This is a genomic window from Acinetobacter sp. SFA (genome assembly GCF_001647535.1).
In the GTDB taxonomy this organism is placed as follows: Bacteria; Pseudomonadota; Gammaproteobacteria; order Pseudomonadales; family Moraxellaceae; genus Acinetobacter; species Acinetobacter pecorum.
Window position 1 is genome coordinate 234,456 of the sequence record NZ_LSZI01000016.1, and the last position, 14,597, is coordinate 249,052.

12 protein-coding genes are annotated in these 14,597 nt (G+C 40.0%); 8 read left to right on the forward strand and 4 right to left on the reverse strand.

Features of this window, described 5'->3' with window-relative positions; translation table 11 throughout:
- Positions 1-219 precede the first annotated feature (219 nt).
- Positions 220-669 (forward strand): bacteriohemerythrin, encoded by a 450-nt coding sequence (locus AY607_RS07885; protein WP_064094791.1) that lies wholly within the window; start codon positions 220-222, stop codon positions 667-669.
- On the opposite strand, the gene holA is transcribed toward AY607_RS07885, so the two are convergent.
- The 4 genes from holA to AY607_RS07905 form a co-directional block, all read right to left on the reverse strand.
- A complete protein-coding gene (gene holA, locus AY607_RS07890) occupies positions 666-1,664 on the reverse strand; it encodes a DNA polymerase III subunit delta (protein ID WP_064102268.1) in 999 nt (332 codons plus the stop codon). The genes AY607_RS07885 and holA overlap by 4 nt on opposite strands.
- A 9-nt stretch (positions 1,665-1,673) precedes the next feature.
- Positions 1,674-2,207 carry an LPS assembly lipoprotein LptE gene (gene lptE, locus AY607_RS07895; RefSeq protein ID WP_064102269.1) on the reverse strand — a complete coding sequence of 178 codons (534 nt, stop codon included), beginning with the start codon at positions 2,205-2,207 and terminating at the stop codon, positions 1,674-1,676.
- Between the two features lie 206 nt (positions 2,208-2,413).
- Positions 2,414-5,035, reverse strand: a complete 2,622-nt coding sequence (leuS, locus tag AY607_RS07900) for a leucine--tRNA ligase (RefSeq protein WP_064102270.1) — start codon at positions 5,033-5,035, stop codon at positions 2,414-2,416.
- Positions 5,036-5,156: 121 nt separating this feature from the next.
- On the reverse strand, positions 5,157-5,510 hold the full coding sequence (locus AY607_RS07905; RefSeq protein WP_064094787.1) for a DUF4124 domain-containing protein: 354 nt from the start codon (positions 5,508-5,510) through the stop codon (positions 5,157-5,159).
- A gap of 684 nt (positions 5,511-6,194) precedes the next feature.
- On the opposite strand from AY607_RS07905, the gene AY607_RS07910 reads away from it, so the two are divergent.
- From AY607_RS07910 to AY607_RS07940, 7 genes are all read left to right on the forward strand, one after another.
- The gene (locus AY607_RS07910; protein WP_064102271.1) at positions 6,195-7,922 is read left to right on the forward strand and encodes an acetolactate synthase 3 large subunit; all 1,728 of its coding nucleotides are present in this window, start codon (positions 6,195-6,197) and stop codon (positions 7,920-7,922) included.
- Complete coding sequence (gene ilvN, locus AY607_RS07915) at positions 7,919-8,410, forward strand: acetolactate synthase small subunit (RefSeq protein WP_064094785.1); 492 nt, start codon at positions 7,919-7,921, stop codon at positions 8,408-8,410. Before AY607_RS07910 ends, ilvN begins: the two co-directional genes overlap by 4 nt.
- A gap of 107 nt (positions 8,411-8,517) precedes the next feature.
- A complete protein-coding gene (gene ilvC / locus AY607_RS07920; protein ID WP_064102272.1) occupies positions 8,518-9,534 on the forward strand; it encodes a ketol-acid reductoisomerase in 1,017 nt (338 codons plus the stop codon).
- A 943-nt stretch (positions 9,535-10,477) separates the two neighbouring features.
- Positions 10,478-10,948 carry a hypothetical protein gene (locus AY607_RS07925; RefSeq protein WP_225215684.1) on the forward strand — a complete coding sequence of 157 codons (471 nt, stop codon included), beginning with the start codon at positions 10,478-10,480 and terminating at the stop codon, positions 10,946-10,948.
- Positions 10,949-11,062: 114 nt separating this feature from the next.
- Positions 11,063-11,764: a molecular chaperone gene (locus tag AY607_RS07930; protein WP_064102273.1), complete on the forward strand. Its 702-nt coding sequence runs from the start codon at positions 11,063-11,065 to the stop codon at positions 11,762-11,764.
- A gap of 41 nt (positions 11,765-11,805) precedes the next feature.
- The gene (locus AY607_RS07935) at positions 11,806-14,136 is read left to right on the forward strand and encodes a fimbria/pilus outer membrane usher protein (protein ID WP_064102274.1); all 2,331 of its coding nucleotides are present in this window, start codon (positions 11,806-11,808) and stop codon (positions 14,134-14,136) included.
- An 8-nt stretch (positions 14,137-14,144) separates the two neighbouring features.
- Positions 14,145-14,552 carry a hypothetical protein gene (locus AY607_RS07940; RefSeq protein ID WP_064095173.1) on the forward strand — a complete coding sequence of 136 codons (408 nt, stop codon included), beginning with the start codon at positions 14,145-14,147 and terminating at the stop codon, positions 14,550-14,552.
- The last annotated feature ends 45 nt before the right edge of the window (positions 14,553-14,597 follow it).

Sequence of the window (14,597 nt, forward strand, 5' to 3'; positions counted from 1 at the left end):
TATTTTTTAACGGCAGGCTTTTTTTATTTTTTCTTGTGATTAGCTCATGCCTTCTTTTAAAAATTAAAAAAATCTATGTTTTACATATAGATTTAAATAAATAAAGCTTGTAATATTTAATTCCATAAAAAAATTATGGTTTTATTTGTGCGGAAAAAATCGCCTATTTGTCAGCAAAAAATAATACGACTTTACTAATAAAATTAATGAGGTGTATAGATGGAATGGAATGAAAGTTACAATATTGGAATTGAGGTGATTGATCACCAGCACCGGCAAATTCTGGATTATATAAATACTTTGGAACAAGTTAAAAATACGGGGAAACGCGATAAAATCAAGGAAATTCTAGATGATTTAATTGACTATACCCAGTCACATTTCAGCTTTGAAGAAAATTTGCTGCAACAGGTAAATTATCAGTATTTACCTTCACATCGCGGTATTCACGAATTATTTGTCAAACGGCTCAATGATTATCGTCTGAGATTTGAACAAGGCGAGTCCATTGAAAAAGATTTATATCGTCTGCTATCTAAATGGCTAATTAACCATATTCAACATGATGATCAGGACTATGTCGATGCAGTACGTGACAATATGTTGAGTTACCTGCGAACGCAGGAAAAGAAAAAAGGCAAAGGCTGGTTTGCACGTTTCTTCAGTTAGGCATGCTGGGATGCAAACAAGGTTTGACCGCACATTTCAGTAATGGCCTGTAAGATCAGATGTTCAGGGTTCTCTCTGGACATCCCTTTAATAGCGGCATCAATCCGGATTAAAAGCTGTGGCCAGGTCAAAAAGCGTTGTGGACTCAAGCGACGCAAGGCCTGTTGATACAAGCTCACTTTTGTCTTCCAGATGCCGATTTGTAACGCATTTTGAGGTTGTTCAAACAATTGCATCAACAGACGCATTTCTTTGCTGATGCTCCACAAAATCAGGCTCATCGGTTCACCTGAAGCAATTAGATATTGAAAGATTTTGATAGATTGCAACAGGTTGCCATTTAGCAGGGCATCACTCAGGTCATAGGTACTGTAACGGGATTGGTCCTGTAAGCAGGCATACAGATGTTCAATCTGGATTATCTCTACTTCAGCAAAAGTATCAGCCACGCGCATCAGACTGTTTTTGGCTGCCAGTAAATTATGCTCATGATGCTGTTCCAGCCATTGCCATGCATCATTCGCCAGTTTAATGCCAAGCTTTTCTGCTTCAATACTGAGAATTTGCTGACGGTCTTTGGGATAATTTGCCACCAGTGAGACATTCACCCCATTGGCATCCATCACCTGAAAAAAGCTGGATTTCAGACTGTTGGCATCCTGCTTCGGCATGACCACCAAAAGCAGGTTATCGCTGTCTTGCTGTAGATAGCTTTTCAGCAGTTTTAGCCCGCTGGCATCCGGCTTGATATTGCCATGTACTTCAATTGCCAATTGTGTTGAAAATAGCGACAGGCTGTTTAAGGCATTAAAAACAGTTTTCCAGTCAGCGACCGAACTAATGTCATAGCGCTGACGTTCAATATCCTGCTTTTGCCAGGTGGAACGGAAGGCATCAATTAAATTCTGTTCTAATAGAGGCTCTTGACCATGCAATACCCAGGCACCGCGAGCTGCGTCGACACGTTTGAGGGCTTGCAGATAATCAAGTTTCATATGGCAGTCTTATTGAGCAGGTTGTGGTGGGGTATTTTGTTTGACTAATGGTAAGCGGTTTGATGAGATCTGACGTGCGATCTGCTGAGCCACATCATCAATAATCACATGATCCAGAAACTTTTGTTCTTGGTCATCAGTGTTTACTGTTTCAATGTCGTATTGATAAGAACGGGTGGCTACTACAGTTCGTGGTTCAGTGATCGGATTGCCTTGTGCATCTTCAATCTGAAACGTCACATTTAAGCGCAACAAGGTTTCGACCAGTTTACCATTCAGTTCCAGACGGCGAGGAGCATAATCCAAGACACGCAACACATATGCATTCGGTGCATTACTCAGTTGTATGCCTGCTGCACCCAGGTAAACCGCCAGTTTTTCTTGCAGTTCGTCAGTGTCGGGTGGTAAAGACAGGCTCATAACAGAGTAAGCAACAGGTGCGGAGCTCGGATTGGTTCCTTTCAGATGGAAGCCACAGCTGGTCAAGCCTGCACTCAGACCACAAGTTAAAACAATTGCTGCTAAACGTTTGCCCAAATGCATGTGTTGCCCTCTATGCTTCCCAAAGGGGAATATTTGAAATTCTGATCTGGATTGTAAAGTCAAAGCCCGTTGACTGGCAACGGGCTTTGTTTGGGAATTGTTTTTTAATCCCTACCTTTTTCTAGGTAAAGATTAAATCCCTCCAAACCTCCCTTTAAAAAGGGAGGCTTTCCCCCTCTTTTTTAAAGAGGGGCTAGGGGAGATTTTTAAACCACCAAGTTCACTAATTTATTTGGTACTACAATTTCTTTCTTGGTTGGACCGGTCAAGAATTGTTGAACTTCAGGTAATGCTTTTGCTTGAGCTAGGATGTCATCTTTAGATGCATCAACAGACACTTCTAGTTTGCCACGAAGCTTACCGTTCACCTGAACTACGATAGTTTGCGTATTACGTGTTAATGCAGACTCATCCACAGATGGGAACAATACTTTTTCCAATTCGATGCCAAACTGAGCCAATAATGTTTGACTTAAGTGCGGTGCAAATGGCGCAAGCAATGTAAGAAGCGTTGTAATAGACTCACGTGCAACCGCTACATCATTGTCATCTTTCGCTTCAAACTTGTTGTTCGCGTTTAGAAGTTCCATCATCGCTGCAATGGCAGTGTTAAATGCATGACGACGTTCGATGTCATCACCCACTTTTTGGATAGTTTCGTGTGTTTTACGACGCAAGTCTTGCGCAGCAGTTGAAAGCGCAGCTTTGTCGATAGTTGATGCGTTGTTGCCTTTTTCAAGGAAGCCAGTCGCCAAACGCCATACACGTTTCAAGAAGCGGTTAGCACCTTCAACACCTGCATCAGACCATTCAAGTGACTGATCTGGTGGAGCTGCGAACATCATGAATACACGAGCGGTGTCCGCGCCGTATTGGTCAATGATTGATTGAGGGTCGATACCGTTGTTTTTCGACTTCGACATCTTCTCTTGACCGCCAACGACAACGTCTTGACCATCTTCTTTGTATTTCGCAGAAGTGATACGACCTTTTTCATCACGTTCAAGTTCGATATCGGCAGGGTTGAACCAAGTCTTCTTACCTGATTCAGCTTCGCGGTAATACGTATCAGCCAGCACCATACCTTGGGTTAACAAGTTGGTGAACGGTTCGTTGCCTTGTACCACGCCTTCATCACGCATCAGTTTGTGGAAGAAGCGTGCATAAAGCAAATGTAGAATCGCGTGTTCAACACCACCGATGTATTGGTTCACTGGAAGCCAAGTTTGACCTGCTTCAGGTTTTACCATGCCACCCGTAAAGTCTGGAGATGCATAACGTGCATAGTACCAAGAAGATTCTACGAAAGTATCCAGCGTATCTGTTTCACGACGTGCGTCGCCACCACAGCATGGACAAGTCGTTTCATAGAATTCAGGCATTTTGTTGAGTGGGTTACCTGAACCATCTGGAACAACGTCAGTTGGAAGAACCACTGGAAGTTGATCTTCAGGCACTGGTACTTGACCACAAGTGTCGCAGTTGATCATTGGAATTGGACAACCCCAATAACGCTGACGAGATACACCCCAGTCACGTAGACGGAATTGAACTTTTACATTGGCAAGTTCTTGAGGTTCCAGTTTTGCAAGGAAAGCATCAAATGCACCTTGGAAATCTAAACCGTCAAATTCGCCTGAATTAACCAGTTTGCCATCTTTAGAACCATACCATTCTTGCCATTCTGTCGCAGAGAACTCAGCGTCATCTGCGCCTTTGGCATCAATCACCTGTTTGATGGTCAGGCCATATTTATTGGCAAATTCGAAGTCACGTTCATCATGTGAAGGCACCGCCATCACCGCGCCTGAACCGTAAGACATCAATACATAGTTCGCGATCCAAACAGGAACTTCTTCACCAGTCACAGGGTGTTTTACAGAAAGACCTGTTGCCATGCCTTTCTTCTCGGCAGTCGCAAGGTCAGCTTCTGCCACAGAACCCATACGGCATTCTTCAATAAATGCAGTCAATTCAGGATTGTTTTCAGCTGCTTTAAGCGCCATGGGGTGTTCGGCTGCAACTGCAACATACGTCACACCCATTAATGTATCGGCACGTGTTGTGAAGACGGTTAAACCATCGGCATAGATTGCTGGATTTGCTGAAGGGAAGGTGATTTCCATACCCTGTGAGCGACCAATCCAGTTACGTTGCATGGTCAGAACTTGTTGTGGCCAGCCGTCTTTGAGTGTGTCTAAATCATCAAGTAATTCTTGCGCATAGTCAGTAATGCGGAAGTAGTACATTGGAATATCACGTTTTTCAACCAACGCACCTGAACGCCAGCCGCGACCATTTTCAACTTGTTCATTTGCAAGAACAGTTTGATCCACTGGATCCCAGTTCACGGTAGATAACTTGCGGTAGATCAGGCCTTTTTTATACAGCTGAACGAATAACCATTGTTCCCAGCGGTAGTATTCTGGTGTGCAGGTTGCGAATTCGCGATCCCAGTCCACTGCAAGACCTAACTTTTTCAACTGATTACGCATGTAATCAATGTTTTCAAAGGTCCATTTTGCAGGAGCAACCTGATGCGCAATTGCTGCGTTTTCCGCAGGTAGACCAAAAGCGTCCCAACCCATTGGTTGAAGCACAGTTTCACCTTTTAAACGATGGAAACGGCTGATCACGTCACCAATCGTATAGTTACGCACATGACCCATATGCAGTTTGCCACTTGGGTAAGGGAACATCGAGAGGATATAACGACGTGGACCTTCTACAGTGTCGGCAACTTTAAAGGCTTTGCGAGATTCCCAGTCCTGCTGGACTTGAGGCTCAATCGCACTGGCTTGATATTCTGAGTCAATGTGAGTAGTCATATACGTAATACAAGAGAACGGTTAAAAAATTATGAGGCACAGCATAGCGCAAAATGCACCTAAAAGTGAATTTTGCACCCGCATTTCCCGAAGAAAAATGACTGTTGTATAGAGGGATGCCTTATAAAGCGACTGCACGATTTTTAGATTGTTGCAATGCTTCATTGGCTTCGCGTTGCTGCTGGTCTTGATTCGCTGGAACTTGAGGTGATTGTTGCAGCTGTTCCTGAGTAATATTCTCGGTTTGTTCTACAGATTCAGCAGTTCTAGGCAGTGTTGGAGCTGAATTTTTCCAGCCATAGGTGTCTACTGTGGTGGCTTTCCTTGCGGATTTTGGTGGTGGGGTTTTGGTATAATGCGTGACACCTTTTGCATCGACCCATTTATGATACTGGATCGCGGAAGCGCTGCTGCTACAAACGATCAAAGAAACTGCACAACTCAGACTGAAGGCAGTTAAAAAAGATATTTTCATTGTTCTTGGGCCTCGTCTTTCTAGGCGTAATATACTGCAATTATTGTAATAATTTTTTAGTAAAAATGATGGATTTTTATCTGTTTTATTCACTATTAATTAAAAAAACCAGTACAAGCTTGAATTTAAATAATCATTAACAAATTTTCATATTCAAAATTTATTAATAAGCAGTTTACTTTGATTTAATAAAAATTCATTCATTTTTTTTATATAAGACATATTAAAAATTTATAAAAATAAACTATTAAGTATATGAATTATATTAAATTAATTGAGGTTGTAGGAAGCTGGGGAATGGCTGCAAGCAGTAATTGCTGTTAAAAACAGCAAATTTGAATGCTATAAGTACAGATTGCCTGTTTTTTAAACTTGACTTTAAAGCCTGAAAACACAAGAATGCTGCAATAGTTTTATATGCCTTAGATCGATCACCCTTCGACTAAGAGTCATTTCATGCAGTGGGCGATTTCTCTAGCCGAGAAATTGAACAAAGCTAAGCAAAATATGTTTATCCCAACATGTTTTAGGTCTCGTATTGCTCGAACAGCGAAGAGATCAGATTTTTTTCCTATTGCTATGAAAACTATGAAATTTGTGTGCTATAACAGTGCAGACAGTTAACAAATGAAACACTGCAAATGCCTCCCATTTGTGCAGTGAATAATATTAGGGTGAATCACGTTGGAACTTCTATCTGGTGGTGAAATGCTCGTTCGCGCATTAGCGGATGAAGGCGTTGAACATGTTTTTGGATACCCAGGCGGCGCAGTACTACATATTTACGACGCGCTATTTCAACAAGACAAAATCAATCATTACCTCGTACGTCACGAACAGGCTGCCGGCCACATGGCAGATGCCTACTCGCGCGTGACAGGTAAAACCGGTGTTGTGCTGGTGACTTCAGGTCCGGGCGCAACCAATACGGTAACCCCAATTGCAACAGCCTATATGGACTCAATCCCGATGGTGATTTTGTCTGGCCAGGTTGCGAGTCATCTGATTGGTGAAGATGCATTCCAGGAAACCGATATGGTCGGGATTTCCCGTCCGATCGTGAAGCATAGCTTCCAGGTGCGTCATGCCAGTGAAATTCCTGCGATTATCAAGAAAGCCTTTTATATCGCGTCCTCAGGCCGTCCAGGCCCGGTGGTGATCGATATTCCAAAGGATGCGACCAATCCTGCAGAAAAATTTGCTTACGAATACCCAGAAAAAGTGAAGATGCGTTCGTATCAACCACCGTTCCGTGGTCATTCGGGCCAAATTCGTAAAGCGATTGAAGAATTGATCAACGCTAAACGCCCCGTGATTTACTCTGGCGGTGGTGTGGTTCAGGGCAATGCTTCAGAACAATTGACAGAGCTAGCGCATTTATTGGGCTATCCAGTAACCAATACTTTGATGGGTCTTGGCGCATTCCCGGGTAATGATGAACAGTTCATCGGTATGTTGGGGATGCACGGCACTTATGAAGCCAACATGACCATGCACAATGCAGATGTGATTCTGTGTGTAGGTGCGCGTTTCGATGACCGTGTAACCAATAACCCTGCAAAATTCTGTCCAAATGCCAAAGTCATTCATATTGATATTGATCCGGCAACGATTTCAAAAACCATTATGGCGCATATCCCAATCGTGGGCGCTGTAGAGCCGGTATTGAATGAAATGCTGAACCAGTTGAAGCAGATGAATGTATCCAAGCCAAATCCTGAAGCGATTGCGGCATGGTGGAAACAGATCAATGAATGGCGCAAGGTTCATGGTGGTCGTTTTGAAGCGGGTACTAATGGCGTAATGAAGCCACAGCAAGTGGTTCAGGCATTGGACAAGGTAACCAATGGCGAAGCGATCATCACTTCTGACGTGGGTCAGCATCAGATGTTTGGTGCGATGTATTACAAGTACAAGCGTCCACGCCAATGGATCAACTCAGGTGGTCTAGGTACGATGGGTGTAGGTCTGCCATATGCGATGGCGGCGAAGCTTGCCTTCCCGGAACAGCAGGTGGTGTGTATTACTGGTGAAGCATCGATTCAGATGTGTATCCAGGAACTTTCGACCTGTAAGCAATATGGTCTGAACGTCAAAATCCTGTGCCTGAATAACCAGTCTTTAGGGATGGTGAAGCAATGGCAAGATATGAACTATGAGGGACGTCATTCAAGTTCTTATGTAGATTCATTGCCTGACTTTGCAAAGCTGATGGAAGCTTATGGCCATGTCGGCATTCAGATTGACCATGCAGACGAGCTTGAATCCAAGCTCGAAGAAGCGATGGCAATCAATGACAAATGCGTATTTATTAACGTAATGGTTGACCGTACCGAACACGTATATCCGATGCTGGTTGCAGGTCAGTCGATGCAGGATATGTGGTTGGCGAAAGGGGAGCGCACGAAATGAGACATATTATCTCTGTACTCGTAGAAAACGAATCAGGCGCGCTTTCCCGCCTTGTTGGCTTGTTCTCACAGCGTGGCTATAACATCGAAACATTGAATGTTGCCCCGACTGAAGATCCAACACTGTCACGTTTGACATTGACCACCTATGGCGATGATCACAAGATTGAGCAGATCACCAAACAGCTTAACAAGCTGGTTGAGGTGGTTAAGGTAGTGGACCTGTCTGAAGGTGCGCACATTGAGCGTGAATTGATGTTGATCAAAGTGAAAGCATTGGGTTCTTCTCGCGACGAAATCAAACGTACGGCGGATATTTTTCGTGGCCAGATCGTTGATGTAACACCAACGACCTATACCGTTCAAATCGCAGGGACTACTGAGAAAGTGGATGCGTTTATTGATGCACTTGCAGAACACACGATTCTAGAAGTGGTACGTTCTGGTGTATCCGGGATCGCACGTGGCGAAAAAGTTCTAACAATCTAAATTTTTAAATATTTCCTCATCTGAACAAGAAGAGGGGGTCAGGCAATGTGAATTTAAGGGTCATTGCCTGATTTAACAGATAAACAAGCATTCAAGCGGAGACAGCAATGCAAATTTTTTACGATAAAGACTGTGATTTATCTATTATCCAATCTAAGAAAGTAGCGATTATTGGTTACGGTTCACAAGGCCACGCGCACGCGCTTAACCTGAAAGATTCTGGCGTTGACGTAACTGTAGGTCTACGTGCGAACTCTACTTCTTGGAAAAAAGCTGAAAATGCTGGTCTTAAAGTTGCTGAAGTTGCTGCTGCTGTTGCGCAAGCTGACGTAGTTATGATTTTGACTCCAGATGAGTTTCAAGCTCAACTTTATCGTGACGAAATTGAGCCTAACATCAAAGAAGGCGCGACTCTTGCATTTGCTCACGGTTTCTCAATTCTTTACAACCAAGTTGTTCCACGTAAAGACCTTGACGTAATCATGGTTGCACCGAAAGCGCCTGGTCACACTGTACGTTCTGAATACCAACGTGGTTCAGGTGTTCCTGACCTTATCGCGGTTCACCAAGATGCTTCTGGTAATGCACGTAACGTTGCACTTTCTTACGCTTCAGGCGTAGGTGGTGGTCGTACTGGTATTATCGAAACTTCATTCCGTGAAGAAACTGAAACTGACTTATTCGGTGAGCAAGCAGTTCTTTGTGGTGGTGCAGTTGAACTTGTTAAAATGGGCTTCGAAACTCTTGTTGAAGCTGGTTATGCTCCAGAAATGGCGTACTTCGAATGTCTACACGAACTTAAATTGATCGTTGACTTAATGTTCGAAGGCGGTATCGCGGACATGAACTACTCAGTATCTAACAACGCTGAATACGGCGAATATGTAACGGGTACTGAAGTAATCAACGAACAGTCTCGTGAAGCAATGCGTAATGCACTTAAACGTATCCAATCTGGTGAATATGCGAAGATGTTCATCCAAGAAGGTGCGTTGAACTACCCATCTATGACTGCTCGTCGTCGTCAAAACGCTGCTCACGGTATCGAAGTAACGGGTAACAAGTTACGTGCAATGATGCCATGGATCCAAGCAAACAAAATCGTAGACAAAGAAAAGAACTAAGGTTTCGTGCCTTAAAAAGAGGAAAGCAGCGCTTTCCTCTTTTTTCGTACCTTGGATCCAAGCAAACAAAATCGCTGATAAAGAGAAAAACTAATTTCTCGCATCAATTGATTTTGAATGCGAAAAACCCACTCTTTTAGAGTGGGTTTTTTTATACCTAGCATTGCGTGTCTTTTGCTCCAGGCAAAGCAATGCTTTTTGATAGTGAAAGAGAAGCTTTTTTGATTTCATGTTAAGTAAGCGAAAGCAAGATGAATTAAAATAATAAAATTTTGAATAAGGTTGTAATAAATTAATTGAGAAGTAGCTACTATCTTGATTAATTCAAGTGAATAATGATTAACCTGAGGATAATGAAATAAAATCGCGTATTAGACTTTTTAATTAAAAAATCATTTGAGATTTAATATTACTTGGGTAGAATTATTAGGAGAGAAGGAAGCCAAGATTTTAAAATCAGATTTTATTTGAAAACTAATTAAAAAATATCTCTATAATCAAAATTTATATTGGATTTAATTGTAAATTGTAAGACTTTGTAAAATTTAAAAATGAGATTAATGTAATCAGATAATTTTATTTAAAATAATATAAATATCAATATTTTATATTTTTAAAATGCGATTCTAAGAAAATCATTCTTATATATAATATATAGATATAAATTTAACAGGATTATAGTTGTTTTATATATATCTTTGTAAAAAAAAGAATTTTTAATAAAAATTTAAAAAATATAGTATAAGCAAATGTAGTGTGAATAATAGAGCTTCTATATGTTTTTTAATGAAAAATAATAAGATGGCTGCACGCCTACAGTAACATTACTCATAATAATAAGAGTCCAAAATGTAAGCGTAAAACTTAATAAATATATTCTTCCAAAAAGGAATGGAGCATACTTATGAATAAAATAACTCAAGTAGTATTAGCCACCGTAGTATTGAGCTTTGGTTTAGGTTCAACAGCAGTTTATGCAAATCAGACTGCAGGAAAACCGGGTTCCCAAACACCACATAAGCCAGGCAAACATGGATGTGGAGATAAGTGTGACGGAAAAATTGATATTGTCCTGGAAGTTCCAAGACATTGTGATTTGGATGTGGAAACACCACAATTGACGCTTGCGCAAACAACGGGAGGTAACTGGAGCGATGCAGGTTTCTTTAATGTAAGCACAAATGCTCCTTATCGATTAAATATTAATGCACCAAATAATTTGCGCAGTGGCCAGAACTCTGTACCTGTATCTGTGACGACTACACGTGGTGGACGGGCTTATTCTGGAGCTCAATCAAGTACTAAAGGGCAAGCTCATCGTTGGGATGTAGCAGCTACAGTGGCTGGTAGTGCGATTGCAGCAGCTGATGCGGGTACTTATCGTGGCACATATAATGTCGAAGTTCGATTCTAATAATAAGAAATTTACTCTTAATAAGTATTGAACGGATAGGAGATGTGTGAATCATCTCCTATTTTAATAATTTTTTTATTGAATAATAACTATAATAAGTTTTTGGAGTAAAAAATGCATAAAAAAATAATTGGATTTTTATTATTATTGTTATGTAGTGCTACTCTCTCTGCGGGAATAAAGTTTAGTCCAATCCAGTTATATATTGAAAATTCTAAAAAACAGAGAAGTACAACGGTTAATATTGAGAGTACAGGGTTAAGATATTCAAAAATATATGAAATTTCTGCATTTAAATGGCAACAGAATGAAAGGGGGGATGATGTTCTCGTTGAAGATAAAACATTATTATTTAATCCAAGAACCTTTGAGTTAAAGCCGGAAAGCAAACAGATAGTCCGGATCGGATTTAGTCAGCCACTTACAGGTACTGAAAAGCAGCAAGCATGGAGAGTTATTTTTAAAGAAGTTACACCTGTAGAAGACACTTCATCGATCAACTTTTTATTTAATTTTTCCTTGCCGCTTTTTACAGAAAAACACTCAGCACCACAACTTAATGTAAATCTGGAAAAGGTAAATGGTTTAGCTTATTTAAAAGTAGGAAATAAAGCCAAATCACATGCAAAAATTGTAGAGGTTATAGTATTAGATAATCTGAATAATGAAGTATTAAAAAAAGATTTTACCCAATATGTTTTGAGTGGGAATGAAATTAAATTTGAAATTGGGGAAATAAAAACTACTGGAAATCTGAAGTTGAAAATAAAAGTAGAAGAATATGGGGAATATTTAGAATACCCTATCAGTGCTTAGAACGGATTGGCAAAAGAATAAAAATAGTCAAAGGAAGTGCTATGAGAGCCACTAAAATTCTTATGATGATAGTCTGTGGTATTGGGGTGACGCCTGTAAAAGCAAATACTAGTCCGGTACAAGGCCAGACAAAAGATCCGGAAATGTTAATCGTAAATATATGGATAAATGGCCTGGATTATAAAACTGAAGCAATTACTTTCACGGAGGACAGGAAAAAATTTATTGAATGTGATCCCTTGCATAACCTAGGAATTAAAGTAGAAAATTTTCAACGCCATTTAAAGAAAAAAGATTTCTGTTTAATCACTCAAACAGGAATTACAGTAGAGGATGACTATAGCCTTCAGGCAATTAAAATTAATTTTCCAGTCAGCTATTTTGAAGATCAGGCTTATGATCTAGAAGTATTGCAGCCCGCAAAGGCGGATTTTGGGGGATTCATTAACTATAATTTATTCTACAGTAGAGATAGTCGTGATCAGGAATTTAATACATTTTCAGAAGTTGGAGTATTTAAAGATTACTGGTTATTTAAAAATGCCTTTTTATATCGGAATGAACCTGAAGGCCAAGAAAAGAAATTCTTAAGAGTAAGAAGTAGTTTGGACTTTGAATTTCCTGAAAGGTTTTTAAGATTAACACTAGGGGATACCACCAGTCCTTATAATACTTTAAATAGTTCCTTTCGTTTTGGAGGTTTAAGTCTTGGGACCATTTATACTGATCGTCCAGATTTTGTTTACTGGAATATCCCTGCTTTGAATGGCAGTGCCAGCCTGCCTTCAACTATAGATTTATATATTAATGGCATAAATTTATATAAAGATTCAGTTGTACCAGGTAATTATAATCTGCCCGCAGGCTCAATTGTAAATCAGGCAGGCGATGCGCAAATTGTGGTGGAGGATATTTTAGGGAATAAAACAGTTAGAAGCTTCCCTGTATATATTAATAACCGTTTATTAAAGCCTAGACTCAATGAATATAATATTTCCTTGGGAAAGCTAAGATATAATTATGATTATGTTGATAATGATTATCGCGAGTTTTTTACTAAACTGTTTTTCCGGAGAGGACTTACCTTTTCAACTACCTTGGGTGGAGATCTTTTATATAGTGAGAAAGTAAGTAACTTTGACTTGTTATGGACCCAAGGGGTGAGTAAGTATTTTTTGCTGGATACGGCATTTTCAGTAAGTAAAGATGATAAGGAAAACCAGCGGGGCTATGCAGGATCTGTTGCCATAACACGGGATTTTGAAAACTGGTCATTAGGGATTAATAGCCGGTATTTTACTAAAAAATATGAATACTTAAGTGAGGATGATTACAGTTCTAATCTTAAAACTTCAGATATTATCTATTTTAATTTTTCTAATTTAAAAATTATTGACAGTTTAAATCTCAGTTATATTCAGCAGTCAAGTTACGCTACTGAAGATTTTTTCGAAGATGATCGTAAAATTTTTGATATTAGAGCATCAAAAAAACTAACAGATAATTTATATACAAGTTTTGGTTTTTTTAAGGACTTTGGAGAAGGTGATGATGGAGGGTTTAACATTGCTTTTTCTTACGATTGGGAGGGGAAAGGTCAAGTTTATCTAGATCATGATACTGATAATAATGAAACTGGCTTAAGTTATAGTAGAAGAACCATGACTCAAAATGGTTTCGATTATATTCTCGGAGTAAATCAGCGCGATAATGAAGTTAATTATAATGCCTATGGTTTATGGAAAACCAGCATCGGGAATTTGCAGCTGTCACATGATGAGTTTGAAGACCAGCGCAATTCACAGGCCGTGTTTGACGGGGCCTTAGTTTGGCTGGGGAATAAGGTAGCATTTACCAAATATGCAGATAATGCCTTTGCATTGGTCAATGTAGATCAGCATCCAGAGTTAGATATCTATCGTTCTGCCACTTTGGTAGGAAGTACCAATAATAACGGTTATATGTTTATACATAATATTATTCCTTATATTAATTATGATATTTCTTTTGACCATAACCAATTGTCGATGGAAGAAACTTTTACACATTCTTCCAAGAAAATAATTGGCCTGGATCAACGCGGATATAAATTAGATTTCCCTATTCATAAAACCAAGCGGATTCCATTAAGAATAAAAGACTTTAAACAAAATAATTTAATAGCAGGTTCAGAAGTGGTGGTTGAGGGCTTAAGCAGTGATCCATCTTTTGTGGACAGTCAGGGGATTGTCTATTTATATCTGATTCAACCCGGCCAATACCGGCTTAAAATAAAAACACAAGGTGGCCAGCAATGCCAGGCTCAATTGATTGTTCCTCAAAATCAATTTCAAAATTCAGAAAATCAAATTTTGGAAACCATATGCAGATAGGTGTAAAAATGAAAAAACTTTTTTTATTTATTCTAGTGAGCATGGGGGGGATCGCGAATGCCCAACATTGCTCAATTGATGGATTTACGAATCCGGAATTGCGTCTGGCGAGTTACCAGCGTAGTCAGTCCGCCACCTCATTTAATATTTCATGCGATACTGGCTATTCGATCCTGTTTAATAGTCAGAATCTGGTCAGTTCAAGTGGTGTGAGCTATGTTTCCAATGGTCCTTATAAATTGCGTACCAAATTAAATTTGACCGGCGCCAACAGTAATTTGTGGGGGGTGAGGCTCAATCAGGGGGCAGCCCAGCGACAAAAATACATTGTTTCAGTTCAGCTTGAGGATAATCCTTTAAATGGAGTTCCCGCAGGCAGATACAGCGATCGGGTTTCGATAGATATTTCCTTCTAGTTTTCACAGGCTGTTGCTCTTGAAATAAGATCATAACTGGTGCAC

Coding starts and splice junctions, on each gene's coding strand:
- AY607_RS07930 (WP_064102273.1), top strand. CDS start 11,063: ATGCATAAAAAAATAATTGGATTTTTATTATTATTGTTATGTAGTGCT.
- AY607_RS07905 (WP_064094787.1), bottom strand. CDS start 5,510: ATGAAAATATCTTTTTTAACTGCCTTCAGTCTGAGTTGTGCAGTTTCT.
- AY607_RS07940 (WP_064095173.1), top strand. CDS start 14,145: ATGAAAAAACTTTTTTTATTTATTCTAGTGAGCATGGGGGGGATCGCG.
- holA (WP_064102268.1), bottom strand. CDS start 1,664: ATGAAACTTGATTATCTGCAAGCCCTCAAACGTGTCGACGCAGCTCGC.
- ilvN (WP_064094785.1), top strand. CDS start 7,919: ATGAGACATATTATCTCTGTACTCGTAGAAAACGAATCAGGCGCGCTT.
- leuS (WP_064102270.1), bottom strand. CDS start 5,035: ATGACTACTCACATTGACTCAGAATATCAAGCCAGTGCGATTGAGCCT.
- AY607_RS07935 (WP_064102274.1), top strand. CDS start 11,806: ATGAGAGCCACTAAAATTCTTATGATGATAGTCTGTGGTATTGGGGTG.
- AY607_RS07885 (WP_064094791.1), top strand. CDS start 220: ATGGAATGGAATGAAAGTTACAATATTGGAATTGAGGTGATTGATCAC.
- ilvC (WP_064102272.1), top strand. CDS start 8,518: ATGCAAATTTTTTACGATAAAGACTGTGATTTATCTATTATCCAATCT.
- lptE (WP_064102269.1), bottom strand. CDS start 2,207: ATGCATTTGGGCAAACGTTTAGCAGCAATTGTTTTAACTTGTGGTCTG.